Genomic DNA, 26621 nt, shown 5'->3' with positions numbered 1-26621 from the left:
CAAACCCGCGGAGCCTGGGACAAAGCCTGCGGATTCGACAGGCGCCACCACTCACTAAGTCGCCGTCGAGAGCAAGGCGGCTAAAGTTCAGCCCGTCGGGGCGTGTCTGGGCAATAATCACCACATGAGTGATGGACTCAAACGCCGTTGGCAGCGAGCAACTCAGCTCAGCTATCTCAGCCCGTTCGAACGCAGGCTCAATCGATCGCTCTGGGCGCTGGCGTGCGTTGCCCTGTCCTACTGCATTGCTCAACATGTTTTGCTCGCCAACGTGCCCGAAGTCTTCCGAGGTGGTGAGCGACTCGGCAGCGTCCTTTTCCACCTCGCCAACGGCTACGTTGAAGCGTTCATCTTTTACCTGCTGGTGGTCCGGCTGCCGTTGCGGCGGGATCGCCGGAACATCTACAGGAACCTGGAGCCGCTGATTGCTCGCGTCGTTGGCGAGGCGATCAGCCTCATGGCCACATTGAACCGGGCGGCCGGCTTCGACAGCCATCGGGAGAATACGTTGGCGAACGTTCAAGAGACGTGTAGCAGGATTGGACCCCAAACGCCTACCAACATGCTGATCGCGTCGGCCAGCCCGACTGCTCACGCGCCAATGTTGGATGCGATCAACTATCACATGGACCGTGCCCGCCGGGTGAATCGAGAGATTCTCGACCTGTCAGCGTTCGTCGCGTCGGAAGTCATTTGTCTGGTGAACGACATCGAAAGCCAGGGTTATTTCAGGGCCTTCGAGTTCGTCTACCCACTATTCAAGGCCGACCAGCTCAACAAGTCCGACCTGTCCTTTCTCTGTCGACACATCTTCGACTATCTGTTGATTGTCGACCGACTTGACGCCTACCGCCGCGACTTCCTTCCGGCGCCGTCACCGCGACCCACCTACCTCATTTCGGGCTCGATGCGCGAGAGCGACGAAGTTCCGCTACGACACTTCTCCGCCCCCGAGCGCGGGGGCGACGGCAACGGGATGCCCACGAGGCCCGGTGAGGAGCACCGAGCCTCTCGCGCCGTGAAGGTCTGAGCGGGGTCGTGACTGCCGCAACGCCGTCCGGCTAAGGCACCGGAAAGACCAGCGGCAGCGATTCCACGGAGCGCAGCGCGGCGGTGTAGGCCAGCTGGGTGCCGGGCTTGATCTCGTAATCCGGTATGCGCCTATGGAATTCGCGCAATGCCACCCGCAGCTCCATGCGGGCGAGGTGGGAGCCGAGGCACCGGTGCGGGCCGCCGCCGAACGCGCGGTGCCGGTTCGGGTTGCGGGTGAAGTCCACCAGCTCCGGGTCGGCGAACTCGGCCGGGTCGGTGTTGGCCGCGCCCAGCAGCGGGCTGACGCGTTCGCCCTTGCTGATGGGACAGCCGCCCACCTCGACGTCCTGCATGGCGACTCGAGCGACGCCGGGAACCGGTGTCTCCCAGCGCAACAACTCCTCGATGGCGCTCGGCAGCACGTCGGGCTGCTCGACCAGCTGATGGCGGTGGTCGGGGTGGCGTGCCAGGTAGACGAAGAAACAGTCGAGGGAGTCGGTCACCGTGTCCAGGCCGGCGATCAGGAATAGGAAGCAGATGTCGAGGAGTTCCTCGCGCGACAGCGGCCGCCCGGCGATGTCGGCGGCGATCATCGCCGACAGCACGTCGTCGCGGGGGCTGGCGATGTGGTCGTCGATGGCGCGGTCGAAGTAGTCGTAGATCTGTTGGGCCACCGCGGCCGAGCTCTCGTGGCGCCGGTCGAAACCGGAGTCACCCTCCGGGCGGATCACGCCGTCCTTCCATGCCAGAAACTTGTCGAGGTCTTCCAGCGGAAGCCCGAGCAGTTGCAGGAAGACGGTGCACGGAAGGGGCACGGCGAATTCGGTGTGGAAGTCGCACTCGCCCCGGTCGGCGAAGCGGTCGATCATCTCGTTCACCAGCGCGGTGACGCGCGGTTCGCGCCGGGCCATCTCGCGCGGAGTGAACAGCGGATCGAGGATGCGGCGGTACTTGGCGTGTTCGGGCGGGTCGATCTGCAGGGGGATCAGCGGCCGCACGTTACCCAGGTCGACCGCGTCCATGTTCGACGAGAACAACTCGGTGTGTTTGAGGGCCATCTCGATGTCGGCCAGGCGGCTGAGCACCACCGCCTGCGGCGACCGGAACACCGGGCTCGATTCGCGCAACGCCTTGTACATCGGCTGTGGGTCCGCCAGACCCGTCACCGTTTGGTCGACGAACCCTTCGGTATCTGTCATCTGGTCAGACTGGCACCAACGTGCCCGCCGGGCAATGGTCAATGCTAAGCGGTCGCCCAGTCGCTGTGCGACGGTCAACTGTGCAGGTGAAGCCGTTCGCCGGCGGTCCGCCCTCAGGCCGCGTCGTGAAAGATCAGGCCCAGGGCATACCGTTCGCCGGAGCGCACGAGCGATACACCGTGGCGCACCGGTGCCGCGGACCAGCCGCGGCTCGAGGCGACCGGCCGCTCCCGCGTGGTGAAGACGAAGCCGTGCCCCTGGGGCAATTGCGTTGCCAGGCCGCGGGACTGGGCCCGCAGCCGCTGTTCGACGAGGAGGAATTCCCCGCCGGTGTAGTCGGCGTCGGGCGAACTCAGGTTGATCACCACCTGAAGCGGAAACACCAAGTCCCCGTACAGGTCTCGATGCAGGGCGTTCCAGTCGCCCGCGCGGTACCGGAGCATCAGCGCGGTGGACCTGGTCTGCGCGGCGGCGCGGCAGGTCGCCAGCCAATCGTCCAGCCCGTCCGGCCAGGGCGCATCGCGGCCCAACTTGCCCCACCAGTCGCGGGCGATCGGCAGCAGCCGGGGGTAGAGCGCCTGTTTGAGCTCCTCGATCGGCGCGGGATAGGGCGCGTCGAAGTAGCGATACTGCCCGGCGCCGTATCGCCTGGGCGCCATGTCGATGGTCGAGCGGAACAGGGCGTCGTCGTCGTAGAGCTTGCGGAGCCGCGCCGCCTCGCCGGTGGTGACCAGCCGCGGCAGCAGCGCCCCGCCGTACTCGTTGACGGCGGCGGCGATGGCCGCCCAGTCGCCGGAGTCGACGCGCTTCTTCCACCGGGACATCCGCACCCTTCCCTATGGCTGCCTGCGAGGTCCACGATAGAGCCCGGGTTGCGGTCGTTGCTGGCAACGGGATCGCCCAGGTAGTAGCCTGGATCGTCGCGGACGAGTTGGCCGGGCGGCCGCGGGCCGCCGCGAGGCGGTTCGAGGAAAGTCCGGACTTCACAGAGCAGGGTGATTGCTAACGGCAATCCGAGGTGACTCGCGGGACAGTGCCACAGAAAACAGACCGCCACCTTCGCGGTGGTAAGGGTGAAACGGTGCGGTAAGAGCGCACCAGCATCCCGGGTGACCGGGGTGGCTAGGCAAACCCCACCCGAAGCAAGGCCAAGAAGGCCGCACCGAAAGGTGCGGCCGCGCAGGCGTTCGAGGGTTGCTCGCCCGAGCCTGCGGGTAGGCCGCTCGAGGCACCCGGTGACGGTGTGTCCAGATGGATGGTCGCCACCGTGCATCTCCGGCCGCGCCGGAGGTGTGCGGAACAGAATCCGGCTTACAGGCCAACTCGTCCGCCCCGCTCAGGACCGGGCCTTGCGCACCGCCTTGGCGAGTTTGCGCAACGCGTCGTCGAGCTGCTGTTCGCACCGCTCGGCCAAGTCGGCCTCCTGCTGGTACAGCAGGCCGTAGGTGAAGGTGTCCTCCCCGGCGGCGTGGGCGGCTTCGGATTCGTGGCGCAGGTGTTCGCGGCTGACCACGCTGTCCTGGTGGTCACCGAGCAGCGACTGAACGGCCTTCGCCTGCTCGGAGACCCTGTCGGCTCCGGTGGCCGCGGCGGTGTAGCGAAGTCGCTTGGCCCGCTTGCGAATCCGGTGGACCGCTTCGTCGCGCCCGTGCTCGTCGTCCGGGCGCTCCCGCTCCACCTCGGCGGCGGCCTTGGCGGCCTTGCGGACTTTCTTGTAGGCGGCGTCGATGGTGACCGGCGGGTGCTCCTCACCCGCCGCGATGCCGGGCGGTTGCGCCGCTATCGCGTCCAAGGCGTCGAGCAGCCGGAAGTAGCGCTGGGACCGCATGGCGATCAGCGACCGGCGCAGCCCCGTCTGGTAACGCCGCTGGGCACCGCCGACCAGGCGCTCGTGCACCGGCCCGCGCACCAAATCCGATGTGAGGCCGTCCAATTGGCGTTCGTAGCGCTCGGCGAGGACCTCGGCATCGCGTGCGATGCCGAGGATGCCGGCCAGCTCGCGCAGTTCGTCGAGCACCCAGCCGTCGTCGGGCAGCCCGAACGACTCCTGGTAGTCGCGCAGCAGGCTGCGCAACTTGCGGGTGGTGACCCGCATCTGGTGGATGGAATCGAAGGCGTCGGCCCGCACTGCGCGGTCCCACACCAAGAGTTCGCGAATCTGCTCGGCCACCGCGCGCTGCAACGGGTGCTCGGCGGGCGGCGCGCCATCGGGCTGCGGCGTCGTGCCGAGTACCCGCGCCAGCTTGGAGGCATGACCGGCCGGCGCGGCGCCGGCGTCGAGTAGCCGATTACCCAACCGGTTCAACAACTCGGTGTCCGGCGGCCCGTTCGATTCGACGAGTTCGAGTTCCCACTCGCGCCACTCCTGCTGGGTGGGCTCCAAGTCGGCGTCCTCGGAAGTGGCGGCCGACCAGGCGGTGACGTGGTCGTTGCAGAACTCGGCCAGTGGTGTGCCGTCGGCCGCCTTCAACACCTGGGTTTCGCGCTGGGTGGTGATGCGCGCGACCGGTTCCAGCGGGCGGTCGCGCACGATCGCCAGCACGACGTCCACCAACTCCTCCGGCACCGTGTCGGGCCCGCCCGGGCCCGAGGCGTCCAGCGGTGCCCGGACTTCGGTACGCGCTTCGGGCCCGGCCGGCAGCTTCAGGTGCCAACCCGCATCCGAGCCGCCGGTACGGCGGCGCAGGGTGATCTTGTTACGGGCGAGGTCCTGTGCGGGGGTGTCGAAGTACGTGGCGTCCAGTCGCTGCGCGGGTGACTTCTCGACGTGCGCCACCGCGGCGATGCCTTCGAACGAAGGTGACACGGTGGACTCGCCGACATCGAACTTGCGCTCCACCTCGCGGTGGCGCGAGGTTTGCGGCGCGTTTGCAGGCATTTTCGACTCCGTTGAGGGCGCGGTGCGGCGGCCTTGAACGTCGGGACGGTGGTGAGGTTCCCATAGCCTGCCATACCGCGGTTACGCGAATGGCGGTGACGGCTGGCCGTCCGGGGTGGGCCGTTCCCGGCCCCGGCGCTACGGGGGTGGCGGCGGGTCTTCGCGCAGATGCATGGCCAGGCCACCCAGCTCGCGGATCGTTTGAGTCTCGGGGTCACGGAAAGGCCGTCCGTCGGGTGCGAGCAGGTCGTGGAACCACTCGGCCGGCATGGCGGGGTACGGGTGCTCCCAGGAATCCCATGGAAAGAACGTCTGGGTTTTCCCGGCGACCAGCCCCCAGTTGAACGCGCCGACGTTGTAGCGCTTCGCGATGGGCAGCACACCCTGAACGGTGCTGCCCAACGGCCGCGCCATGTATTCGGTGCACAGGATCGGTCGCCCCTGGGGTGCGAGCTCGGCGATGCGGCTCTCGAATTCCGAGGGCTCGGCATAGGAGTGGAAGGTGATCACGTCGGAGTTGTCCAGCTGGATGCCGCTGATCACGCTGCGGCGCCCGGGGTCCGCCCACTCGCCGTCCCAGACGCCGCTGGTCAGCGGCTGAGACGGGTCGACCGCGCGCGCCCAGCCGAACACCTGCGGCAGCAGGTCGGCGACCAGGTCCAGCTTGTCGGCCCGCTCGACCGAGCGGTAGTACTTCGACGGGTTGTCGGGCTCGTTCCACAGGTCCCAGCCCAAAATGCGGTCGTCGGTGCGGAATTGGGTCAGCACTCCGGTGACGTAGCCGCGCAGGGTCTGCAGGTAGGCGCGGTCGTCGAGGCGTTGCGCGCCGGGGGCCTGCACCCACCCGGAGTTGTGCACGCCGGGGGTCGGCGCGCGCTGCGGACCGGACTGGGGATGCGGATCCCAGCAGGAGTCGAACAGGACGAACAACGGCCTGATGTCGTGGCGGGCCGCGATGTCGACGAACTGGCCCAGGCGGACTTGGAACCCCCGATGGTCCTGCGCCCACAGCAGGTCGTGCAGGAAGACCCGCACCGCGTTCAGCCCGTTGGCCCGGGCCCAGCCCAGCTCGGTGGCGATGCGTGGCGGGTCGAACGTCTCGGCCTGGAACATCTCCAGCTGGTTGATCGCGTTCGACGTGATGTAGTTCGCCCCGACCGGCCAGCCTTGCGCCTGATACCACCGGTTGGCGCGCTCGGGGGACCAGCGGCTTGCCTGCGGCGAGGTGCCAGGCGCGGGTTGCGCGGCCGCGCGAGGTGCTCGGGTCAGTGCAGCGCCTCCTGCCAATAGCAGCGGTATCTTCAGCACCGTCCGACGGTGCACGAAGTCACCAGAAATCCCCCGGTCGATGTGTTCACCCTTGCTCTCGGAGTCGAGACTTCATCATCCAAGAGCAATCGTACCCGCCTGCCACACAAGGATTTTCGGAATTGACAAAGATCGGTGGGCAACCGGTGGGTGCCGGTTCACGGAAACCTCTGGTCGCGTCCGTCAGAAGCAGTGCTCGTCGGCCGGGAAGACCCCTTCGGCCACCTCTTGCGCATATTGCATTGCCGCCCGGCGCAATTCCCCGCCGATGTCGCCGAACCGCTTGACGAAGCGGGCGGCCTTGCCGCTGCTGACCCCGGCCATGTCCTGCCACACCAGCACCTGGCCGTCGCAGTTGGGGCCGGCGCCGATCCCGATGGTCGGGATGGTCAGCTTGCCGGTGATCTGGGTGGCCAGCTCGGCCGGCACCATCTCCATCACGACCGAGAACGCTCCGGCTTCGGCGACCGCGATCGCGTCGGCGACGGTCTGTTCCGCCGCGTCGCCGCGGCCCTGCACCCGGAAGCCGCCCAGGCTGTTCACGCTCTGCGGCGTGAACCCGATGTGCGCCATCACCGGGATGCCCGCCGCGGTCAGGCAGGCGATCTGCTCGGCGACCCGTTCGCCGCCCTCGAGCTTGACGGCGTGGGCGCCGCCCTCCTTCATGAACCGGGTGGCCGAGGCCAGGGCCTGGGCCGGGCCCGCCTCGTAACTGCCGAACGGCAGGTCCGCGACGACCAGGGCGTGGCGGGCACCGCGCACCACGCCGCGAACCAGCGGGATCATCTCGTCGATCGAGACCGGCACCGTGGTGTCGTAGCCGTACACCACGTTGGCGGCCGAGTCGCCGACCAGCAAGACCGGAATGCCGGCCTCGTCGAAGATGCGGGCGGTCGAGTAGTCGTAGGCCGTGAGCATGGCCCACTTGTGCCCTTCGGCCTTCATCTTCTGCAGGTGGTGCGTGCGGATTTTGGTGAGCGGCTGCGCCTGCTCGGATGTGCCCGCACCGTAAACGTTCTGCTCAGACATCATTGTCCCTATGGGTGGTCGGGTCGATCCTCGAGGCCCTGAAGGTTGGAGTAGTCCTGGGCGGGTCCCCGGGTTCGTCTGACGGTGCCATTCTGCCACCTCTTGTGTGCGGTCGCACCGTCGGTGTGATGTGAGACATACCATGCCCGGCACGACCACCGCGCGCCGGTGGCAATCCAGGAGCCGCTCGCGGCCACCCGGTAACCCGCTGGTGGTGGCGCTCATGAGGATCTCAGCTTTCCTCTGGCAGCATATGTTGGCATGGGTCTGTCTCGCCGCGGCAAGGTCGCGCGCACGCTGCTGGTTTGGACAACGGTCGCTGCCGTGGCGCTCCTCGTCGCGGGTTGCGTTCGCGTTGTCGGTGGGCGCGCCGTCCTGGCGGGGCCCAGGCTCGGGCAGGCTGTGGAGTGGACGCCGTGCCGAAGCTCGAACCCGAAGGCCAAGATCCCCGCGGGCGCGCTGTGCGGCAAGCTGGCGGTCCCGGTCGACTACGACCACCTCGACGGAGACGTCGCGACGCTGGCGATGATTCGTTTCCCCGCCACCGGGGACAAGATCGGCTCGTTGGTGATCAATCCCGGCGGTCCCGGTGAATCCGGTATCGAGGCCGCCCTGGGGGTCGTCCAGTCGTTGCCGAAGCGGGTCCGCGAACGGTTTGATCTGGTGGGCTTCGACCCGCGGGGGGTGGGGTCGTCGCGGCCGTCGGTCTGGTGCAACTCCGACGCCGACAACGACCGGCTGCGCACCGAGCCGAACGTCGACTACAGCCCGGCGGGCGTCGCCCACATCGAGGACGAGACCAAGGAGTTCGTCGGCCGTTGCGTCGACAAGATGGGCAAGAACTTCTTGGCCAACGTCGGCACGGTCAACGTCGCCAGGGACCTGGACGCGATCCGCGCGGCGCTGGGCGACGACAAGCTGACCTACCTCGGTTACTCCTATGGCACCCGGATCGGCTCGGCCTACGCCGAGGCCTACCCGGACAAGGTGCGGGCGATGATCCTCGACGGTGCCGTCGACCCCAACGCCGATCCCATCGAGGCGGACCTGCGCCAGGCCAAGGGTTTTCAAGATGCCTTCAACGACTACGCCACCGATTGCGCCAAGCAGTCGAGCTGCCCGTTGGGCACCGACCCGGCCAAGGCCGTCGACGTCTATCACAGCCTGGTCGACCCGCTGGTCGACCCGAACAACCCGATGGTCGGCCGGCCGGCCCCCACGAATGACCCGCGGGGACTGAGCTACAGCGACGCCATCGTCGGCACGATCATGGCGCTGTACTCGCCGACGTTGTGGCACCACCTCACCGACGGGCTGAGCGAACTGGTCAACCACCGCGGCGACACCCTGCTGGCTTTGGCCGACATGTACATGCGCCGCGACGCGCACGGTCACTACACCAATGCCACCGACGCGCGGGTCGCCATCAACTGTGTCGATCAGCCGCCGATCACCGACCGTGCCAAGGTGATTGACGAAGACCGCCGCTCGCGGGAGATCGCGCCGTTCATGAGCTACGGCAAGTTCACCGGCGACGCCCCCCTGGGCACCTGCGCGTTCTGGCCCGTTCCGCCGACGAGCAAGCCACACACCATCTCCGCGCCCGGCCTGGCCCCGACCGTGGTGGTGTCGACCACCCATGATCCCGCCACCCCCTACAAGGCCGGGGTGGATCTGGCGAACCAGCTGCGCAGTTCGCTGCTCACCTACGACGGGACCCAGCACACGGTGGTGTTCCAGGGCGACAGTTGCATCGACAACTACGTCACCGCCTATCTGGTGGGCGGGGCGACGCCGCCCAGCGGCGCAAAGTGCTAGGGCGCGTAGAGGTCTGACGCGCAGCGCAATCTGACGCTCGGTGCGGGCCGCAGGCGAGACCAAGGCGTGACCGTTTCGCGCCGCTTCGGGTACCCGAGGCTGACACGATGACAGCCATGTCGCGCCTGAGACCGCTGAGTTCGGCGCTGCTGTCGTTCGGGCTGTTGGTCGGGCAATCCGCGATGGGATCGCCGGTCGTGGGCGCCACCCCCGAACCCGGTGCGGGGCAGACCGCGGCCCCCAGGCCATCGGCCGCGACGCCCCAGGCGTGGGGGAGTTGCGGTCAATTCGCCACGGACACAAGCGATGTCCCGACCGCGCAGTGCACCACCGTCTCCGTTCCGGTCGACTACGACAATCCCGGAGCGGGGCAGGCCAGGCTCGCGGTGATCCGCGTGCCGGCCACCGGCCAGCGGATCGGTTCCCTGCTGGTCAATCCGGGCGGTCCCGGCGGGTCGGCGGTCGACATGGTGGCCGGGATGGCGTCGAACCTCGACGGCACACCCATCAGGCGCAATTTCGACCTCGTCGGCTTCGACCCACGGGGGGTGGGGCACTCGACCCCGGCCCTGCGCTGCCGCTCGGACGCCGAGTTCGACGCCTACCGGCGCGAGCCGATGGTCGACTACAGCCCGGCCGGTGTGGCGCACATCGAACAGCTTTACCAGCAGCTGGCCCAGCAGTGCGTGAGCCGAATGGGGCCCGGGTTTCTGGCCAACGTCGGCACCGCCTCGGTCGCGCGCGACATGGACACGGTCCGCCAGACGCTGGGCGACGACCAGATCAACTACCTCGGCTACAGCTACGGCACCGAGCTGGGCACCGCATACCTGGAGAAGTTCGGTGCCCACGTCCGGGCGATGGTGCTCGACGGCGCGATCGACCCCACCGTCGGGCCGGTCGACGAGAACGTCCAGCAAATGGCGGGATTCCAAACCGCTTTCAACGACTACGCCACCGACTGCGCCCGATCGGCGGGCTGCCCGTTGGGCACCGACCCGGCCCAATTCGTCAACCGCTACCACGCGCTGGTCGACCCGTTGGTCGCCAAGCCGGGTCGTACGTCGGATCCCCGTGGACTGAGCTACGCCGACGCGACCACCGGCACCATCAACGCGCTGTACACGCCGGCGCACTGGAAGTATCTGACCAGCGGTCTGCTCGGGCTGCAGCGCGGCACCGATGCGGGCGATCTGCTGCTGCTCGCCGACGACTACGAGGGCCGCGACCGCGGGGGGCACTACACCAACGATCAGGACGCTTTCAATGCGATCCGATGCGTCGACGCGCCCACGCCGAAGGATTCGGCGAGCTGGGTCTCCGCCGATCAGCGCATCCGCCAGGCGGCGCCGTTCCTCAGCTACGGGCAGTTCACCGGGAACGCGCCCCGCGACCTGTGCGCGCTGTGGCCGGTGCCGGCGACGTCGACGCCGCACGCCGCGTCGCCCGCGGCGCCGGGCAAGGTCGTCGTGGTCTCCACCACGCACGATCCGGCCACCCCGTACCAGGCCGGGGTCAACCTGGCGCGCCAGCTGGGCGGCCCGTTGATCACCTACGACGGGACGCAGCACACCGCGGTGTTCAACGGGGACCAGTGTGTGGACGCCGCCGTGATGCGTTATCTCGTTGCCGGCGCGTTGCCGCCCCCGGCCTACCGATGCCAGTCATGACCACACTGAGCAGCTTGTTTGCAATGTCCGCAATAGTTCCGATTGTGCGTCGGTAACACAGAATTAACAGCCGTTGCCTACTGTTTCGGTTATGGATCGCCAGAAGGAATTCGTCCTCCGCACGCTGGAGGAACGGGATATCCGCTTCGTTCGGCTGTGGTTCACCGATGTGCTCGGTTTTCTCAAGTCAGTCGCCATCGCCCCGGCCGAACTCGAAGGTGCCTTCGAAGAGGGCATCGGCTTCGACGGATCCTCGATCGAGGGCTTCTCGCGGGTCTCGGAATCCGACACGGTGGCCAACCCCGACCCGTCGACCTTCCAGGTGCTGCCGTGGGCTTCCGGCGGGCACCACCACTCGGCGCGGATGTTCTGCGACATCACCATGCCGGATGGCTCGCCGTCGTGGGCGGACCCGCGCCACGTGCTGCGCCGCCAGCTGCAGAAGGCCAACGACCTCGGCTTCTCCTGCTACGTCCACCCCGAAATCGAATTCTTCTTGCTGAAACCCGGCCCGGACGACGGGTCGGTGCCCGTCCCGGTCGACAACGCCGGCTACTTCGACCAGGCCGTCCACGACTCCGCCTCGAACTTCCGCCGCCACGCGATCGAGTCACTGGAATTCATGGGCATCTCGGTGGAGTTCAGTCACCACGAGGGAGCGCCCGGACAGCAGGAGATCGACCTGCGCTTCGCCGACGCGCTCTCGATGGCCGACAACGTGATGACGTTCCGCTACGTCATCAAGGAGGTCGCGATCGAGAACGGCGCCCGCGCGTCCTTCATGCCCAAGCCGTTCGGGCAACACCCCGGCTCGGCGATGCACACCCACATGAGCCTGTTCGAGGGTGACGTCAACGCCTTCCACAGCCCCGACGACCCGCTGCAGCTGTCCGACGTGGGCAAGTCGTTCATCGCCGGCATCCTCGAGCACGCCTCGGAGATCAGCGCGGTCACCAATCAATGGGTCAACTCGTATAAGCGGCTGGTGGTCGGCGGCGAGGCGCCCACCGCGGCGTCGTGGGGTGCGGCCAACCGATCCGCACTGGTGCGGGTGCCCATGTACACCCCACACAAGACGTCGTCGCGGCGCATCGAGGTCCGCAGCCCCGACTCGGCGTGCAACCCCTACCTGACATTCGCCGTGCTGCTGGCCGCCGGGCTGCGCGGGGTCGAAAAGGGCTACGTGCTGGGGCCTCAGGCCGAGGACAACGTGTGGGACCTGACCCCCGAGGAGCGGATCGCGATGGGCTATCGCGAGCTGCCGACCAGCCTGGACAGCGCGCTGCGCGCCATGGAGTCCTCCGAGCTCGTCGCGGAAACCTTGGGAGAGCACGTTTTTGACTTCTTCCTGCGCAACAAGCGCACGGAATGGGCCAACTATCGCAGCCATGTCACGCAGTACGAGCTGAGTACCTACCTATCGTTGTAGCCACGTCGGCGTCAACAGGGCGCCCGACTTGCCCCTGCCGATCGGGCGGGTTGCGATACCGTCGTGATCGTGACCAAACCCGCGACCCAGCGCCCCCGCCTGCCCAGCCTGGGCCGGCTCGGCCTGGTCGATCCGCCGGCGGGCGATCGCCTGGCGCAGCTGGGTTGGTACGACCACGACGACCAGGCGCACGTCGACCTGCTGTGGTCGTTGTCGCGCGCGCCCGACCCCGACGCCGCCCTGCGCGCGCTGATCCGGCTGGCCGAGAACCCCGACACCGACTGGGACGAGCTGAACGCCGCGCTGCTGACCGAACGCCCGTTGCGCGGGCGGCTGTTCGCCGTGCTCGGCTCGTCGCTGGCCCTCGGCGATCACCTGGCCGTCCACCCGCAGTCGTGGAAACTGTTGCGGGGCACGGCCAGACTCCCTACGCACGAAGAGTTGGGCGCGGCGTTCATCGCGTGTGTCGAGGAGGCATCGGCCGATCCCGGTGCGGTGGTGCCGCGCCTGCAAATCCTGTACCGCGACCAGCTGCTGGTCTTGGCCGCGCTCGATCTGGCGGCGACGGTGGAGGACGAGCCGGTGCTGCCGTTCACCGCGGTGGGCGAGCAGCTGTCGGACTTGGCGGACGCCGCGCTGGCGGCCGCGCTGCGGGTGGCCGAACTGAGCGTGTGCGGCGACCGCACGCCGCCACGGCTCGCGGTCATCGCGATGGGCAAATGCGGTGCCCGCGAACTGAACTACGTCAGCGACGTCGACGTCATCTTCGTCGGCGAGCGCGCCGACCCGCTCACCACCCGGCTCGCCGGCGAGATGATGCGGGTGGCCTCGTCGGCCTTCTTCCAGGTCGACGCCGGGCTGCGGCCGGAGGGCCGCAGCGGTGAGCTGGTCCGCACCGTCGAATCGCACATCGCCTACTACCAGCGCTGGGCCAAGACCTGGGAGTTCCAGGCGCTGCTGAAAGCCCGCGCCGCCGTGGGTGACACGGAGCTCGCCGAGCGTTACCTGAACGCATTGATGCCGATGGTGTGGGTCGCCTGCGAGCGTGAGGATTTCGTCGTCGAGGTGCAGGCCATGCGCCGCCGGGTGGAGCAGCTGGTGCCGGCCGACGTGCGCGGCCGCGAGATCAAGCTGGGCAGCGGAGGGCTGCGCGACGTGGAGTTCGCGGTCCAGCTGCTGCAGCTGGTGCACGGCCGCGGCGACGAGTCGCTGCATGTGGCGTCCACGGTGGACGCGCTGGACGCGTTGGGGCAGGGCGGCTACATCGGACGCGAGGACGCGGCGAACCTGACGGCCTCCTACGAATTCCTCCGACTGCTCGAACACCGCCTACAGCTGCAGCGGCTCAAGCGCACCCACCTGTTGCCCGAGGTCGAGGATGAGGAGGCCGTGCGCTGGCTGGCGCGCGCCGCGCACATCCGGCCCGACGGGCGGCACGACGCCGCCGGCGTGCTCCGCGAGGAGCTGCGCCACCAGAACCTGCGGGTCTCCCAGCTGCACGCCAAGCTCTTCTACCAGCCGCTGCTGGAGTCGATCGGCCCGGCCGGGTTGGAGATTCGGCACGGCATGACCTCGGAAGCCGCCGAACGGCAGCTCGCCGCGCTCGGCTACGAGGGGCCGCAGACCGCGTTGAAACACATGTCGGCGCTGGTCAACCAGAGCGGCCGGCGTGGTCGCGTGCAGTCGGTGCTGCTGCCCAGGCTGCTGAACTGGATGTCGTACACCCCCGACCCCGACGGCGGGCTGTTGGCCTACCGCCGCCTCAGCGAGGCCCTGGCCGGGGAGAACTGGTACCTGTCCACGCTGCGCGACAAGCCGGCGGTTGCCAGGCGGCTCATGCACGTGCTGGGCACCTCCGCGTACGTGCCGGACCTGCTGATGCGCGCGCCCCGCGTGATCCAGGACTACGGCGACGGCCCGACCGGGCCCAAACTGCTCGAGACGGACCCCGCCGCGGTGGCCCGGGCGCTGATCGCGTCGGCGGGCCGCCACCCCGACGCGGTGCGCGCCATCGCCGCGGCCCGCACCCTGCGCCGCCGTGAGCTGGCCCGCATCGGCTCGGCCGACCTGCTGGGCTTCCTCGAGGTGACCGACGTGTGTCGCGGCCTTACCTCGGTATGGGTGGCCGTGCTGCAGGCCGCGCTGGAGGCGATCATCCGGGCCAACCTGCCCAAGGACGGCTCCGAAAAAGGGAAAGCGCCGGCGGCCATCGCGGTGATCGGCATGGGCAGGCTCGGCGGCGCCGAGCTGGGCTACGGGTCCGACGCCGACGTGATGTTCGTCTGCGAGCCGGCCCCCGGTGTCGAGGAGCCCGCGGCGATCCGGTGGTCGACGATGGTCGCCGAGCAGGTCCGCACGCTGCTGGGCACGCCCAGCGTCGACCCGCCGCTGGAGGTCGACGCCAACCTGCGGCCCGAGGGCCGCCAGGGCCCGCTGGTGCGCACCCTGGGTGCCTACGCCGCCTACTACGAACAGTGGGCGCAGCCGTGGGAGATTCAGGCGTTGCTGCGCGCGCACGCGGTGGCCGGCGACGCGGAGCTGGGCGAGCGGTTCTTGCTGGCGGCCGACAAGACGCGCTATCCCCCCGGCGGGGTGTCCGCCGAGATGGTGCGCGAGATCAGGCGCATCAAGGCCCGCGTCGAGTCCGAGCGGTTGCCGCGCGGCGCCGACCCCAACACGCATACCAAGCTGGGCCGCGGGGGCCTGGCCGACATCGAATGGACCGTGCAGCTGATGCAGCTGCGGCACGCGCACGAGATTCCCGCCCTGCACAACACCTCGACGCTGGCGTGCCTGGACGCGATCGCCGCGGCCGGCCTGGTGCCCTCCGAGGAGGTCGATCTGCTGCGGCAGGCGTGGCTGACCGCCACCCGGGCTCGCAACGCGCTGGTGCTGGTCCGCGGCAAGCCGACCGATCAGCTGCCGGGGCCGGGACGCCAGCTCAATGCGGTCGCGGTGGCGGCGGGCTGGCCGACCGACGACGGCGGGGAGTTCTTGGACAACTATTTACGGGTGACACGGCGGGCTAAAGCCGTGGTGCGGAAGGTGTTTGGGAGTTGAGTCAGGAGGCCGGCGCGTTGGACGCCATATTCGAGGTGCTCGACGCGGCGGAGGCTGATCGAGTGACAGCGCTCTACGCCCCGTTGGCCAACGCGGTGCGCGAGCTGATCGACGCCACCATCCGCACCGAGGTCGACGACGACGCCGTCGCGCAGGCGCGGTCGGCGATCGAGGCGGTCACCGCGTCGTTGCGGCAACGGACGCGCCCGGTCGGGGTGAGCTACCGCGTCGACGGCCGCCCGTTGCCGCTGGGCAACGCCGCGATCGGGGTGTGCAACCCGATCGCGCCGCCGATCGTCGTCCACCACGACGGCGGCGGCCGCTGCTGGAGTGAGTTCGTCCTCGGGTCAGCGTACGAGGGCCCGCCGAAGCTGGTGCACGGCGGCGTCAGCGCCCTGGTGCTCGACCACATGCTCGGCGAGGCGGCCAGCGAGGGGCTGTCCAAGGCGCGGTTCACCGGAACGATCACCGTGAAGTACCTGCGCGGCACCCCGCTGGGCCCGCTCCGTTGTGAGGCGTGGGTCGACGGCAAGGAGGGCCGCAAAGTGTTTGCGCGCGGCAACATTTCGGATGCTGCCGGGGTCACCGTCGAGGCCGAGGGCGTCTTCATCGAGCCGGCGTGGGCGCGGGACGCGCAGTGAAGTTCTACATCAGCAGCGCGTTCCTGAACACCCGGGAGATCCTCGAGCTCGCGAAGGCCGCCGACGAACTCGGCTACGACGGCATCGGCATACCCGACCATGTCGTCAACCTCGAGACCCTCGAGACCCCGTACCCGTACACCAAGGACGGGGAACGCCGCTGGCAGCCCTTCACCGACTGGCCCGATCCGTGGGTCCTCATCGGTGCGCTGGCTCAGGTCACCATGCGCCTGCGGTTCGTCAACACCGTCTACATCCCCGCGATGCGCAACCCCTATTCGGCGGCCAAAGCCATTGGCACCGCGGCGGTTCTGGCCTCTGGCCGGGTGGAACTCGGCATCGGCGTCGGCTGGTGCCGGGAGGAATTCGCGTTGATGGGCGAGCGGTTCGAGGCCCGCGGCAAACGCACCGACGAGATCATCGAGTTGATGCGGGCGCTGTGGCGGCCCGGCTGGACGGAGTTCGAGGGCGCGTTCTACCGCGCGCCTCGACTGGAAATGGAGCCCACGCCGCCGCCGATACCGGTGTACGTCGGCGGCCTCAGCGACATCGCGCTGCGCCGCGCGGCCCGCAACGACGGCTGGATCGGCGATCTGATCAAGACCGAACGCGCCATCGCGGCCGTGGAGCGGCTGCGAGAATTGCGCGCCGAAAACGGGCGGTCTATGGACGATTTCACGATCCTGACGCCGCTCACCGACGCCTTCACCACCGCCGACTATCGGCGCGCCGCCGACGCAGGCATCACCGGGATAATCACCATGCCGTGGATGTTCTATGCCGGGCCGGACGCCTCGCTGGACGACAAGATCGACGGCATGCAGCGCTTCCGCAAGGACCTGGCGCTCGACGGCTGATCGTCGGCTTTTCCGCTTTTTCGCTTTTCGTCACGCGAGCGCTTAACCTTGGCGACGACACGCCGGAAACCGCCGCCGTGGTTTATGTCTCGCGGTTCGGGGTTGAATGCGTGCGGTGCTGACAGCCGCCATGATCCGGCTGCCGCTGATTGACGCCCGACCTGCGTTCTGTGTGGCGATCTTCCCAATAATAGAGCGACCCTCGCAGCCCTGGCGCACAATACGGAGACGACTAGAAGGGTGGGCATGACGTCCAAATATGACACCGATGATCAAGCTCCCTCCACCGGCTGCTGCGCAGAACCCGCCAGCCATCGAATGAAATCGACGCACGCCAATGCCCATCAAGAACACCGCAACCACTGTGTGGGCTACGACGACGAGCTGTTCTTCAAACACTCCGGGAACTGCTCCCGATCAATCGCCAACTGGCCGTCGCTGATGCGCGATTGGTTCGCACCCGGAATCTCATGTGATTCGCCGAGCCGCAGCTGGATCGCGGTCGAAGAACCTGAACCACGGCCCGAAGGTGACTTCTGCCCGCTCGAGGCACTGACGTGAAAGGGAAACCTATAGAGCCGGGGGCGGAGACGCTCAGTGACGGCGCCGCGGCGAGTGGCCAGCGCCCGCGACGTCCGGGATTCCGACAAGATATCGAGGGTTTACGTGCCGTCGCGGTGCTGGCCGTTGTCCTCTTCCATAGCAATATGCCTGGCTTGGGTGGTGGGTTCGTCGGCGTGGACGTGTTCTTCGTCATTTCGGGCTTTCTGATCACTGGGCTGCTCTGGCGCGAGGCGAGCAGTGGCGGGACCATCCGGCTCGGTCGGTTCTACGGTGCGCGAGCGCGCCGACTACTGCCTGCGTCGGCCACGGTAGGCGTCGTTACCGCGATCGCCTCGGCTGTGCTGTTGAACCCCTTGCAGGCCAGGACCGTTATCGGTGACGGTATCGCCAGCGCGCTCTATGTCGGTAACTACCGGTTCGCTGTGCAAGGCGTTGACTACCAAATCGCCTACAGGCCGCCGTCGCCGTTTCAGCACTACTGGTCTCTTGGTGTGGAGGAGCAGTTTTACCTCTTATGGCCCGCGATAATTATCGGCACGGCGTGGCTCATCCGGCGGACCCGTCGGCACGCGGAGGTGCGCGCGGTGCCCACGTCAGCTCCGTACCTGTTGGTCTTGGCGCTGGTCGGTGCGGCGTCGTTTGCTGTGTCGCTGGTGGCTACTCATGTGGCGCCTTCTGTGGCATTCTTCTCGCTGCCCACCCGTGCGTGGGAGTTGGCAGTAGGCGGCCTGGTCGCCCTCAGCGCCAACCAATGGCGCCGATTACCGGTATCCGCGGCCGCGATCGCGGGATGGGCAGGTCTGGTTCTGATCCTGCTGTCCTGTAACACAATCGGTGCAACCACTCCTTACCCGGGGACAGCCGCGCTGCTGCCCGTGCTCGGCACAGCGCTGGTGATAGGCGCGGGCTGTGCTGGACCTGCCTGGGGATGCGGCCGACTCTTGGCGTTGGCGCCCATGCGAGCGGTCGGCCGGGTGTCGTACTCGTGGTACCTCTGGCACTGGCCGGTACTCCTGCTCGCGCCTCCATTGCTGGGCCGTTCGGGCCTGGGACCCGTGGATGGCCTGGCAGCGCTTGCCGTCTCCCTTGGCTTGGCCGTGCTCACGTTGCGCCTCATCGAGAACCCCTTCCGGTATGCCGCTTCGGTGCGCCGATCGGCAACCCGCAGTCTGGCTCTCGGCGGTGCCACCACCGCGCTAGCGGTGTGTGTGGGTGTGGCCCTGCTGGTATTGGTGCCTGACCCGGTCGGCCGCGGACCGGCGGCGCCAACCCTGACGGTCGCCGTCGGTCCTTTGCCGACGGGGCGAAACGCCGAGTTGTACGACGCGGCGGTGCAGCATGCGTTCGCGCAAGTACAGTCCGCGGTTGCGGCATCCGCCGAACTTAAGGCCCTACCGTCGAACCTCGACCCATCGCTTGCCGACGCGGTTAAAGCAGGAACCAACTCAAAGAGTTGCGTGCTCAATCTGTTAGAGATCGACCAGCCCGAGTGCGCATCGGGCGACACTGCCTCGACGACCACGGTGGCGTTGATCGGCGATTCGACTGCCGGGATGTGGGGCTCCGCGCTCCAGCAGGTCGCCGTCCAGCGGCACTGGCGGCTGGAGACCCTGAGCAAGGCTTCCTGCCCGATGTTGGACCTGCCCTTTACCAACGCTCTCCTGCAGCGGAAGTACACGGAATGCGATCAGTGGCGCGGACGAACCCTCGGTCGCTTACAGAGTGAGCACCCGCGGCTGGTCGTGCTTAGCATGTTGCGCCACGATCTACACACGGGTTTCCCTCCCTACGGCCGGGCGTGGAATGACAGCCTTACCCGCCTTTTGCGAGAGTTGCGGGGTACCGGCGCGAATGTGTTGGTGCTAGGGCCAATTCCGGATCTGCATTCAGATGTGCCGGAGTGCCTGTCCGTTCACCTAGATGACGCGACGGCCTGTTCGTCGCCGAGGACGACCGCGGTTGACGAACCTGGTATGGCCGCTGAGAGCGCCGCCACGAAAGCCGCTGGCGGACAATACGCCGACGTCACCGAGCTATTCTGCACGGCCGATCGCTGCCCGGCCTTCGTGGGCAACACCCTCGTGTACCACAACGAGTTTCATCTGACATCCAGGTATGCGCAACTCTTGGCGCCGGTAATTGATGCACTGGCCGACCGCGCGGTCGTCCTCGGCTAATATCTGCAGCATTTCGGCGGGACTCGCGCCGAACCATTGGTGTGAGGGGTTGTTTCGGGTCTCGTTTACTCCGCACCGGGCGACCCCACCGCACAATGTCAGTCTCGCGGGATCAAGAGGCCCGCGTTCCTTGATCGTCGTTTCCCCGCGACACTTAACCCACGTGAAGACACGACGGAAACGGTCGCCGTGGCTTATGTGACACCGACGGATGGTGGGAGCGTGCGCCGACGAAACCGCTTGCAAGCCTGGAAGAATGCCGGGCATGCCAGCCAACCTCGGCCGGGTGCGTCCGGCGTACGCGGAGGACGCCGCGGGATGCCTCGCGGTCTATCGCCCGTATGTCGAGGACACGACGATCAGCTGGGAAATCGAAGTCCCGAGCGTGGGGGAGATGGCCAGTCGCATCGCCGCCGCCCGCGAAGCCCACGAATGGCTCGTCCTCGAACGTGCGGGCCGGGTCGTCGGCTTCGCCTACGGCCACGCACTCGTGCGCCTGCCCAGTTTCCAGTGGTCGGCCGAAACCGGAATCTATGTCGACTCAGACCAGCGGCGCACGGGCGCCGGTCGCCGGCTCTACACGCGACTGCTACGCCGGCTCACCGAGCGTGGCTACCGCAGGGCTTTCGCCGGCATCACCCAACCGAACGAGGCCAGCGTGGAGTTTCACCGGTCATTCGGGTTTCGAGACGCCGGCCTGTATCGGCGCGTCGAATGGAAACACGGCCGCTGGCACGACGTCGCGTGGATGCAACTCGACCTGTTCGGCGCAGCCGAACAGGTCGACGAGCCGCCCGGCCCGATCGTGTGATCGGTTAGCGGCCCGCGCCGCCGCCGCCTCCGCTAACGCGGCCCGCGCCGCCGCCGCCTCCGCTAACGCGGCCCGCGCCGCCGCCGCCTCCGAAGCGGCCGCCGCCGCCCCCTCCGAAGCGGCCGCCGCCGCCCCCAACCATTACCTGTGCGGTGCTGATAGTCATGGCCGAAAAGTTAACGCCGGATCCCTTGCCGCCGCAAGAGTTTCAATCTTAACTTTCGGCGTCGACGAGCACCGTGCCGTGGCGCCGACGGACGCACGGGGCGGTGGGGCTCCGCACAGACGAAACCACCCGCGTGGCAATCGGCGATGCGATCGCGGCGCGGGTGGCGTCGTCTAGCGGATGCCCCTCGACTCAGACGTCGTAGTACAGCGCGAACTCGTACGGGTGCGGCCGGATCTGCACCGGCATGATCTCGTTCTCGCGCTTGAAGCTGATCCACGTCTCGATCAGGTCGGGCGTGAAAACGCCGCCCTCAGTGAGGTATTCGTGGTCCTCTTCCAGCCGGTCGATCACCGCGGACAGCTGGGTGGGCGCCTGCGGGATGTTGGCGGCCTCCTCCGGCGGCAACTCGTACAGGTCCTTGTCCACCGGGGCCTGCGGCTCGATCTTGTTCTTGATGCCGTCCAGCCCCGCCATCAGCATCGCCGAGAACGCCAGGTAGGGGTTGCCCGACGAGTCGGGGCAACGGAACTCGAGGCGCTTGGCCTTCGGGTTGCTGCCGGTGATCGGGATCCGCACACACGCCGAGCGGTTACGCTGGCTGTAGACCAGGTTGATCGGCGCCTCGTAACCCGGGACCAGTCGCTTGTAGGAGTTGACGGTCGGGTTGGTGAAGGCCAGCAGCGACGGGGCGTGGTGCAGCAGGCCGCCGATGTAGTGGCGGGCGGTGTCCGACAGGCCGGCGTAGCCGGTCTCGTCGTACATCAACGGGCTGCCGTCCTTCCACAGCGACTGGTGGGTGTGCATGCCGGACCCGTTGTCGCCGAACAGTGGCTTGGGCATGAAGGTGACGGTCTTGCCGTTCTGCCAGGCGGTGTTCTTGACGATGTACTTGTACAGCTGCATGTCGTCGGCGGCGTGCAGGAGGGTGTTGAACTTGTAGTTGATCTCGGCCTGCCCGCCGCTGCCCACCTCGTGGTGGCCCTTCTCCAGGCTGAAGCCGGCCTTGATGAGGTTCGACAGCATCGTGGCGCGCAGGTCGACGTAGTGGTCGACGGGAGCGACCGGGAAGTAGCCACCCTTGGGCCGGACCTTGTAGCCACGGTTGGGGGTGCCGTCGTTCTCGGTGGGCTCGCCGGTGTTCCACCAGCCCGAGATCGCGTCCACCTCGTAGAAGGAGCCGTTGGTGCGCGAGTCGAAGCTCACCGAGTCGAAGATGTAGAACTCCGCCTCAGCGCCGAAGTAGGCGGTGTCCGCGACGCCGGTGCTGATCAGGTAGTTCTCCGCCTTGCGGGCGATGTTGCGCGGGTCGCGCGAGTACGGCTCGAGCGTGAACGGGTCGTGCACGAAGAAGTTCAGGTTCAGTGTCTTGTATTCGGTGAACAGGTCGATCTGCGCCGTCGCGGGGTCGGGCAGGAGCAGCATGTCGGATTCGTGGATGGACTGGAATCCGCGAATCGAGGAGCCGTCGAAGGCCAAGCCGTCCTCGAAGACGCTCTCATCGAAAAACGAAACCGGAATCGTGAAGTGCTGCATGATGCCTGGCAAATCACAGAACCGGACGTCGACAAACTCGACGTTCTCGTCCTTGACGAGTTTGAAGACGTCGTCGGGCGTCGTTTCCGTCACAGAAATGCTCCTTTACTGGTGAGATCCGCGGCCTGACGCTATGGAGCAGATGTTGCCCGCCAGTCAACCCCGTGTTGCGCGCAGGTTACGCGACCAGTGTCATCCACCAAACAGGTGGGGTCGGCGGCGGGTTCTATTGTGGGGCCATGGATCGCAAGATCGTATCTGGTCGGGCGCGCGAGCGCAGCGCTCACTCTCGACTACAGGCCGTGCACGCGGGGAAGCCGAACGCCGGTCTGGGCCGATGACGCCGGAACCGCGATCCGCGTTCCCCGGCGAGAGGCTGGGCCTGCCGGCGAGCGGACCGGGATCCCTGGCCCCGATGGGACGCCGGCTGGGCGCGCTCATGATCGACTGGCTGATCTCCTACGGCCTGGCGGCGCTGGGCCTGCGCTTCGGCGTCTTCTCCGAACACACGCTGGCGACGGCGGTGCTGGCAATCTGGTTCGTGCTCGGCGTGGTCTCGGTCCGGCTGTTCAGCTTCACGCCGGGGCAGCTGGTGCTGGGTCTGCACGTCGTGACGGTCGACGGGAGGCCGTCGGTCGGCATCGTCCGCGCGGGGGTGCGGGGCGTGCTCGTCGGCACCGTCGTCCCCGCGTTGTTCACCGACTGGGACGGTCGCGGCCTGCAGGATCGGCTGACCGCAACGGCGGTCGTGCGCCGCTGAACCCGACGGCGGCGACCCGCGGCGCCCGGCTGCGCCGCGCTTGCGATCACCGCGGAGTTGGATGGCGGCGACCCGCGGCGCCCGGCTGCGCCGCGCTTGCGATCGCCGCGGAGTTGGATGGCGGCGACCCGCGGCGCCCGGCTGCGCCGCGCTTGCGATCGCCGCGGAGTTGGATGGCGGCGACCCGCGGCGCCCGGCTGCGCCGCGCTTGCGCTCGCCGCGGCTACTTGCGGCGCACGGTGCGCTGCACGCCGCGCATCTTGCCGGCGTTGGGCAGCGGCCCCTTGGGTAGGACCGCGGCGCCGGCCCGCGTCCCCAGCGCGGCCAGCCGGGACTCCAGCGTGTCCATCTGTTTGGCGGTGATGTTGGCCGGTAGGCGGTTGAGGTGGCGCTCCAGCTTGGCCAGCGGAACCTCGTCGTCGCCGTTGCCGACGACCAGGTCGTAGATCGGCACGTCGCCGATCAGCCGCGCGGTGCGCTTCTTCTCCTGGGCCAGCAGCGGCCGGACCCGGGCCGACGACCCTTCGGCCACCAAGATGACGCCGGGGCGGCCGACGACCCGGTGCACCGCGTCGAGGTGGCCTGTCGCCGCCACCCCGGGCGTCACCCGCCACTTGCCGCGCAGGTTGTCCAAAGCCCATGCGGCCGCGCCGGTTTGGCCCTCGGCCTTGCTGTAGACGCTCTTCTGGGCGCGGCGGCCGAAGATGATGAAGGTGACCAGCCCGCCGAGCAGCACGCCGAACGGGATCAGCGTGATCATCGTCAGCCCGCCCGCCCAGACGCCGACCGCCACCGAAATGCCCACGATCAGCACGAAGGCGCCGATCATGTAGGGCAACAGGCGCTTGTCCTCCTGGCGTTGCAGGTTGAACGCCTGCCACAACTGGGCGCGCCGCTCCTTGGCGGCGGCCTTGCGCGCGGCCTGCGCCTGCGCCCGGGCGGCCTTGCTCTGAGCGGCGGTGCGGGGTTTAGCCATAGTCAAAGAATACGTACCGGCGCCGCGGACAACCGCGCCCACGGCGCCGCGGGGTCTTCAGGCGCGGGTGCGCGCGGCTTGCTCGTAGAGCCGGCCCGCCCGATACGACGACCGCACCAGCGGCCCGGCCAGCACCCCGGCGAACCCCAGCCCCTCGGCGTGCCGGGCGAACTCGACGAACTCCTCGGGTCGCACCCAACGTTCGACCGGGTGGTGACGCGCCGACGGCCGCAGGTATTGGGTGATGGTCACGATGTCGCAGCCGGCGCTCCGCAGGTCGGCCAGCGCGGTGCGCACCTCGTCGGGGGTTTCGCCGAGCCCGAGGATGAGGTTGCTCTTGGTGACCAAGCCGGCGTCGCGCGCCGCCGTGATGACGTCCAGGCTGCGCTGATAGGTGAAGGCGGGCCGAATCCGTTTGAAGATGCGGGGCACGGTTTCGACGTTGTGCGCCAATACTTCCGGGCGCGACTCGAACACCTCGGCAAGCCGCGCCGGCTCGCCGTTGAAGTCCGGGATCAAGAGCTCGACGCCGGTCGACGGGTTGAGCTCCTTGATCGCGCGCACGGTCTCGGCGTAGAGCCAGGCCCCGCCGTCGGGCAGGTCATCGCGGGCCACCCCGGTGATGGTGGCGTAGCGCAGTCCCATGGTCCGCACGCTGTCGGCGACGCGTCTCGGCTCGTCGCGGTCCAGCGCGGCGGGCTTTCCGGTGTCGATCTGGCAGAAGTCGCAGCGCCGGGTGCACTGGTCACCACCGATCAGAAAGGTGGCTTCCCGGTCCTCCCAGCACTCGAAGATGTTGGGGCAGCCGGCCTCTTCGCAGACCGTGTGCAGGCCCTCGCGGCGGACCAAGCCCTTCAACTGGGTGTATTCGGGCCCCATCCGGGCCCGGACCCTGATCCACGGCGGCTTGCGCTCGATCGGGGTTTGCGCGTTGCGCACCTCGAGCCGCAGGAGTTTGCGGCCTTCGGGTGCGACAGTCACATGGCTGATGCTACGCGCGTGCCGGGGTGTTCCCGGACCGGCAGGGCGCCGTCAAGGGCGTCGCAGACGGCGGCGGCGACCGCCGCGCGGACCTCGTCGACGAGTACCGGGCGGCGCAGCTCGGCCGACAACGAGGTCACGCCGGCGTCGGTGATGCCGCACGGCACGATCGTGGTGAACGCGTCGAGATCGCAGTCACAGTTGAGTGCGAACCCGTGCAGGGTGGTCGCGCGCGAGACCCGGACTCCGATGGCGGCTACCTTGCGGTCGGGCCGGCCGGCACCGCCCGCCACCCACACCCCGGACCGGCCGTGCACCCGGCACGTTTCCAGGCCCAGGTCGCCGCACACCTTGATCAGCGCCTCCTCCAGGCGCCGAACGTAATTGACCACGTCGAGCGGTTCGCCCAGGCCGATGATCGGGTAGCCGACCAGTTGACCCGGGCCGTGCCAGGTGATCTTGCCGCCGCGGTCGGTGTCGACGACGGGGGTGCCGTTCACCGGCCGCTCGTGCGGCTCGGTGCGCCGTCCCGCGGTGTAGACGGGAGGGTGCTCCAGCAGCAGGAGGGTGTCGCCGCCACCGGCGATCCTGGCGTCGGCCAGCTCGCGCTGCAGCTGCCAGGCGGCGCGGTATTCGACGGTTCCGAGCTGGCGGACGTCGATCGCGGCCCGGCTGGACCGGATGGAATCGATCACGTTCGCGACGGTACTCGCCGGGCGATCGTGCCGCGGGCCGGACCCGCGACACCGGATGGCGGCGATCGGCGCCGCTCAGTGTGGCGACCCGCTTCGGCCGCGCTTGCGATCGCCACTAGTCGTGTTCGCGCCGGGCGGTGGCGTAGCCCAGCGCCTCGCCAATGGTGTTGTGGTGGAACTGAAAACCGGCCCGCTCCAGCGCCGACGGGATGGCGCGCTGGCCGATGAGCACGCCCTCGTCGGCGAACTCGCCGAGCGCGGCCCGCACCGCGAAGCCCGGCAGCATCAACGGGGTCGGACGGTTCACCGCCCGACCGAACGCGGTGGTGAATTCGGCGTTGGTGACCGGGGCGGGCCCGGTCATGTTCACCGGGCCGGACAACGCGGGGTCGGAGATGGCGAACAGCAGCGCTCGCACCTCGTCTTCGAGCGTGATCCAGGACATGTATTGACGGCCGCTGCCCAGCCGGGCCCCGAGGCCGGTCCGGAACAACGGCCGCAACCGCCCCAGCAGACCGCCCGCCGGGGCGATCACCAGCCCGGTGCGGGCCAGCACCACACGGGCACCCCCGTACTGCGCCGGCAGCGTGGCGGCCTCCCAGTCTTCGCACAACTGGGCCAGGAAACCCTTTCCCGCCCGGTCGTTTTCGTCGACCACGCGGTCTTTGGTGTTCCCGTAGTATCCCACCGCGCTGGCATTGACCAGGGTCGGCACCCCGGCCTCGGCGACGGCGTGCGCCAGGACTTCGGTGGGAGCGATGCGGCTGTCCCGCAGGCCCTGCTTGAAGGCGCCCGACCAGCGCCGCTGGCCGACGTTGACGCCGCAGAGGTTGACGACGACGTCGACGTCGCTGATCGCGTCGACGTCGAGTTCGCCCCTCTCGGGGTTCCAGTGCAACTCGTCGGAATTCGACGGTGCCCGGCGCACGATGCGCAGCACCCGGTGATCGGCCGCACGCAGCGCCGCCGTCAGGGCGGATCCGATCAGCCCGGACGAACCCGCTATGGCGATGACGGGCTTGGCCACGGTTCGG

At 68.2% G+C, this 26621-nt stretch carries 21 protein-coding genes and 1 other RNA gene; 12 read left to right on the top strand and 10 right to left on the bottom strand.

What is annotated here, in order from left to right:
* The first annotated feature begins 124 nt into the window (after positions 1–124).
* Complete coding sequence (locus G6N51_RS05985) at positions 125–1030, top strand: hypothetical protein (protein ID WP_142275025.1); 906 nt, start codon at positions 125–127, stop codon at positions 1028–1030.
* Between the two features lie 31 nt (positions 1031–1061).
* Here G6N51_RS05985 and G6N51_RS05980 read toward each other — a convergent pair whose 3' ends face one another.
* The gene (locus tag G6N51_RS05980) at positions 1062–2231 is read right to left on the bottom strand and encodes a cytochrome P450 (RefSeq protein WP_083172816.1); all 1170 of its coding nucleotides are present in this window, start codon (positions 2229–2231) and stop codon (positions 1062–1064) included.
* Between the two features lie 113 nt (positions 2232–2344).
* The gene (locus tag G6N51_RS05975; RefSeq protein WP_083172817.1) at positions 2345–3055 is read right to left on the bottom strand and encodes a 2OG-Fe(II) oxygenase; all 711 of its coding nucleotides are present in this window, start codon (positions 3053–3055) and stop codon (positions 2345–2347) included.
* Between the two features lie 103 nt (positions 3056–3158).
* On the opposite strand from G6N51_RS05975, the gene rnpB reads away from it, so the two are divergent.
* An RNA gene (gene rnpB / locus G6N51_RS05970) (RNase P RNA component class A) lies at positions 3159–3561 on the top strand.
* A gap of 6 nt (positions 3562–3567) precedes the next feature.
* Here the strand turns inward: rnpB and G6N51_RS05965 are convergent.
* From G6N51_RS05965 to panB, 3 genes are all read right to left on the bottom strand, one after another.
* Positions 3568–5109 (bottom strand): CYTH and CHAD domain-containing protein, encoded by a 1542-nt coding sequence (locus tag G6N51_RS05965; protein WP_083172818.1) that lies wholly within the window; start codon positions 5107–5109, stop codon positions 3568–3570.
* 138 nt (positions 5110–5247) lie between these two features.
* Positions 5248–6432: a glycoside hydrolase 5 family protein gene (locus tag G6N51_RS05960; protein WP_083172819.1), complete on the bottom strand. Its 1185-nt coding sequence runs from the start codon at positions 6430–6432 to the stop codon at positions 5248–5250.
* A 168-nt stretch (positions 6433–6600) separates the two neighbouring features.
* Entirely contained in the window at positions 6601–7446 is an 846-nt protein-coding gene (gene panB / locus G6N51_RS05955) for a 3-methyl-2-oxobutanoate hydroxymethyltransferase (protein ID WP_083172859.1), read from the bottom strand.
* A 261-nt stretch (positions 7447–7707) separates the two neighbouring features.
* Here panB and G6N51_RS05950 point away from each other — a divergent pair, with 261 nt between their 5' ends.
* The 9 genes from G6N51_RS05950 (at position 7708) to G6N51_RS05910 (ending at position 20473) form a co-directional block, all read left to right on the top strand.
* Positions 7708–9264: an alpha/beta hydrolase gene (locus tag G6N51_RS05950; protein ID WP_083172820.1), complete on the top strand. Its 1557-nt coding sequence runs from the start codon at positions 7708–7710 to the stop codon at positions 9262–9264.
* Positions 9265–9371: 107 nt separating this feature from the next.
* Positions 9372–10934, top strand: coding sequence for an alpha/beta hydrolase (locus G6N51_RS05945; RefSeq protein ID WP_142275026.1), 1563 nt, complete (start codon positions 9372–9374; stop codon positions 10932–10934).
* A 91-nt stretch (positions 10935–11025) separates the two neighbouring features.
* Entirely contained in the window at positions 11026–12363 is a 1338-nt protein-coding gene (locus tag G6N51_RS05940; protein WP_083172822.1) for a glutamine synthetase family protein, read from the top strand.
* A gap of 63 nt (positions 12364–12426) precedes the next feature.
* On the top strand, positions 12427–15423 hold the full coding sequence (locus G6N51_RS05935; RefSeq protein WP_083172823.1) for a bifunctional [glutamine synthetase] adenylyltransferase/[glutamine synthetase]-adenylyl-L-tyrosine phosphorylase: 2997 nt from the start codon (positions 12427–12429) through the stop codon (positions 15421–15423).
* A complete protein-coding gene (locus tag G6N51_RS05930; protein WP_163750660.1) occupies positions 15420–16064 on the top strand; it encodes a PaaI family thioesterase in 645 nt (214 codons plus the stop codon). The genes G6N51_RS05935 and G6N51_RS05930 overlap by 4 nt, the downstream gene beginning before the upstream one ends.
* The gene (locus G6N51_RS05925; protein ID WP_083172825.1) at positions 16061–16921 is read left to right on the top strand and encodes a TIGR03619 family F420-dependent LLM class oxidoreductase; all 861 of its coding nucleotides are present in this window, start codon (positions 16061–16063) and stop codon (positions 16919–16921) included. The genes G6N51_RS05930 and G6N51_RS05925 overlap by 4 nt, the downstream gene beginning before the upstream one ends.
* A 246-nt stretch (positions 16922–17167) precedes the next feature.
* Positions 17168–17482: a hypothetical protein gene (locus tag G6N51_RS05920; RefSeq protein ID WP_142275027.1), complete on the top strand. Its 315-nt coding sequence runs from the start codon at positions 17168–17170 to the stop codon at positions 17480–17482.
* Positions 17483–17493: 11 nt separating this feature from the next.
* Positions 17494–19662 (top strand): acyltransferase family protein, encoded by a 2169-nt coding sequence (locus G6N51_RS05915; RefSeq protein ID WP_083172860.1) that lies wholly within the window; start codon positions 17494–17496, stop codon positions 19660–19662.
* Positions 19663–19927: 265 nt separating this feature from the next.
* Positions 19928–20473 carry a GNAT family N-acetyltransferase gene (locus G6N51_RS05910; protein ID WP_083172827.1) on the top strand — a complete coding sequence of 182 codons (546 nt, stop codon included), beginning with the start codon at positions 19928–19930 and terminating at the stop codon, positions 20471–20473.
* A 358-nt stretch (positions 20474–20831) separates the two neighbouring features.
* On the opposite strand, the gene glnA is transcribed toward G6N51_RS05910, so the two are convergent.
* Positions 20832–22268, bottom strand: a complete 1437-nt coding sequence (gene glnA / locus G6N51_RS05905; RefSeq protein WP_083172828.1) for a type I glutamate--ammonia ligase — start codon at positions 22266–22268, stop codon at positions 20832–20834.
* A 244-nt stretch (positions 22269–22512) separates the two neighbouring features.
* Here glnA and G6N51_RS05900 point away from each other — a divergent pair, with 244 nt between their 5' ends.
* Complete coding sequence (locus G6N51_RS05900; protein ID WP_083172829.1) at positions 22513–22935, top strand: RDD family protein; 423 nt, start codon at positions 22513–22515, stop codon at positions 22933–22935.
* Positions 22936–23158: 223 nt separating this feature from the next.
* Here G6N51_RS05900 and G6N51_RS05890 read toward each other — a convergent pair whose 3' ends face one another.
* The 4 genes from G6N51_RS05890 to G6N51_RS05875 form a co-directional block, all read right to left on the bottom strand.
* Positions 23159–23911, bottom strand: a complete 753-nt coding sequence (locus G6N51_RS05890) for a DUF4191 domain-containing protein (RefSeq protein WP_083172830.1) — start codon at positions 23909–23911, stop codon at positions 23159–23161.
* 57 nt (positions 23912–23968) lie between these two features.
* Positions 23969–24892, bottom strand: coding sequence for a lipoyl synthase (gene lipA / locus G6N51_RS05885; RefSeq protein WP_083172831.1), 924 nt, complete (start codon positions 24890–24892; stop codon positions 23969–23971).
* The gene (lipB, locus tag G6N51_RS05880; RefSeq protein ID WP_083172832.1) at positions 24889–25587 is read right to left on the bottom strand and encodes a lipoyl(octanoyl) transferase LipB; all 699 of its coding nucleotides are present in this window, start codon (positions 25585–25587) and stop codon (positions 24889–24891) included. The genes lipA and lipB overlap by 4 nt, the downstream gene beginning before the upstream one ends.
* A 115-nt stretch (positions 25588–25702) precedes the next feature.
* Entirely contained in the window at positions 25703–26614 is a 912-nt protein-coding gene (locus G6N51_RS05875; protein ID WP_083172833.1) for a TIGR01777 family oxidoreductase, read from the bottom strand.
* Positions 26615–26621 lie beyond the last annotated feature (7 nt).

It is taken from the genome of Mycobacterium paraseoulense, from assembly GCF_010731655.1.
Taxonomy (GTDB): domain Bacteria; phylum Actinomycetota; class Actinomycetes; order Mycobacteriales; family Mycobacteriaceae; genus Mycobacterium; species Mycobacterium paraseoulense.
The sequence above is the reverse complement of the archived record's forward strand: the minus strand, read 5'-3'. Positions and strand labels throughout refer to the sequence as shown.

Coding starts and splice junctions, on each gene's coding strand:
- G6N51_RS05985 (WP_142275025.1), top strand. CDS start 125: ATGAGTGATGGACTCAAACGCCGTTGGCAGCGAGCAACTCAGCTCAGC.
- G6N51_RS05980 (WP_083172816.1), bottom strand. CDS start 2,231: ATGACAGATACCGAAGGGTTCGTCGACCAAACGGTGACGGGTCTGGCG.
- G6N51_RS05975 (WP_083172817.1), bottom strand. CDS start 3,055: ATGTCCCGGTGGAAGAAGCGCGTCGACTCCGGCGACTGGGCGGCCATC.
- G6N51_RS05965 (WP_083172818.1), bottom strand. CDS start 5,109: ATGCCTGCAAACGCGCCGCAAACCTCGCGCCACCGCGAGGTGGAGCGC.
- panB (WP_083172859.1), bottom strand. CDS start 7,446: ATGTCTGAGCAGAACGTTTACGGTGCGGGCACATCCGAGCAGGCGCAG.
- G6N51_RS05950 (WP_083172820.1), top strand. CDS start 7,708: ATGGGTCTGTCTCGCCGCGGCAAGGTCGCGCGCACGCTGCTGGTTTGG.
- G6N51_RS05945 (WP_142275026.1), top strand. CDS start 9,372: ATGACAGCCATGTCGCGCCTGAGACCGCTGAGTTCGGCGCTGCTGTCG.
- G6N51_RS05940 (WP_083172822.1), top strand. CDS start 11,026: ATGGATCGCCAGAAGGAATTCGTCCTCCGCACGCTGGAGGAACGGGAT.
- G6N51_RS05920 (WP_142275027.1), top strand. CDS start 17,168: ATGACGTCCAAATATGACACCGATGATCAAGCTCCCTCCACCGGCTGC.
- G6N51_RS05910 (WP_083172827.1), top strand. CDS start 19,928: ATGCCAGCCAACCTCGGCCGGGTGCGTCCGGCGTACGCGGAGGACGCC.
- G6N51_RS05900 (WP_083172829.1), top strand. CDS start 22,513: ATGACGCCGGAACCGCGATCCGCGTTCCCCGGCGAGAGGCTGGGCCTG.
- G6N51_RS05890 (WP_083172830.1), bottom strand. CDS start 23,911: ATGGCTAAACCCCGCACCGCCGCTCAGAGCAAGGCCGCCCGGGCGCAG.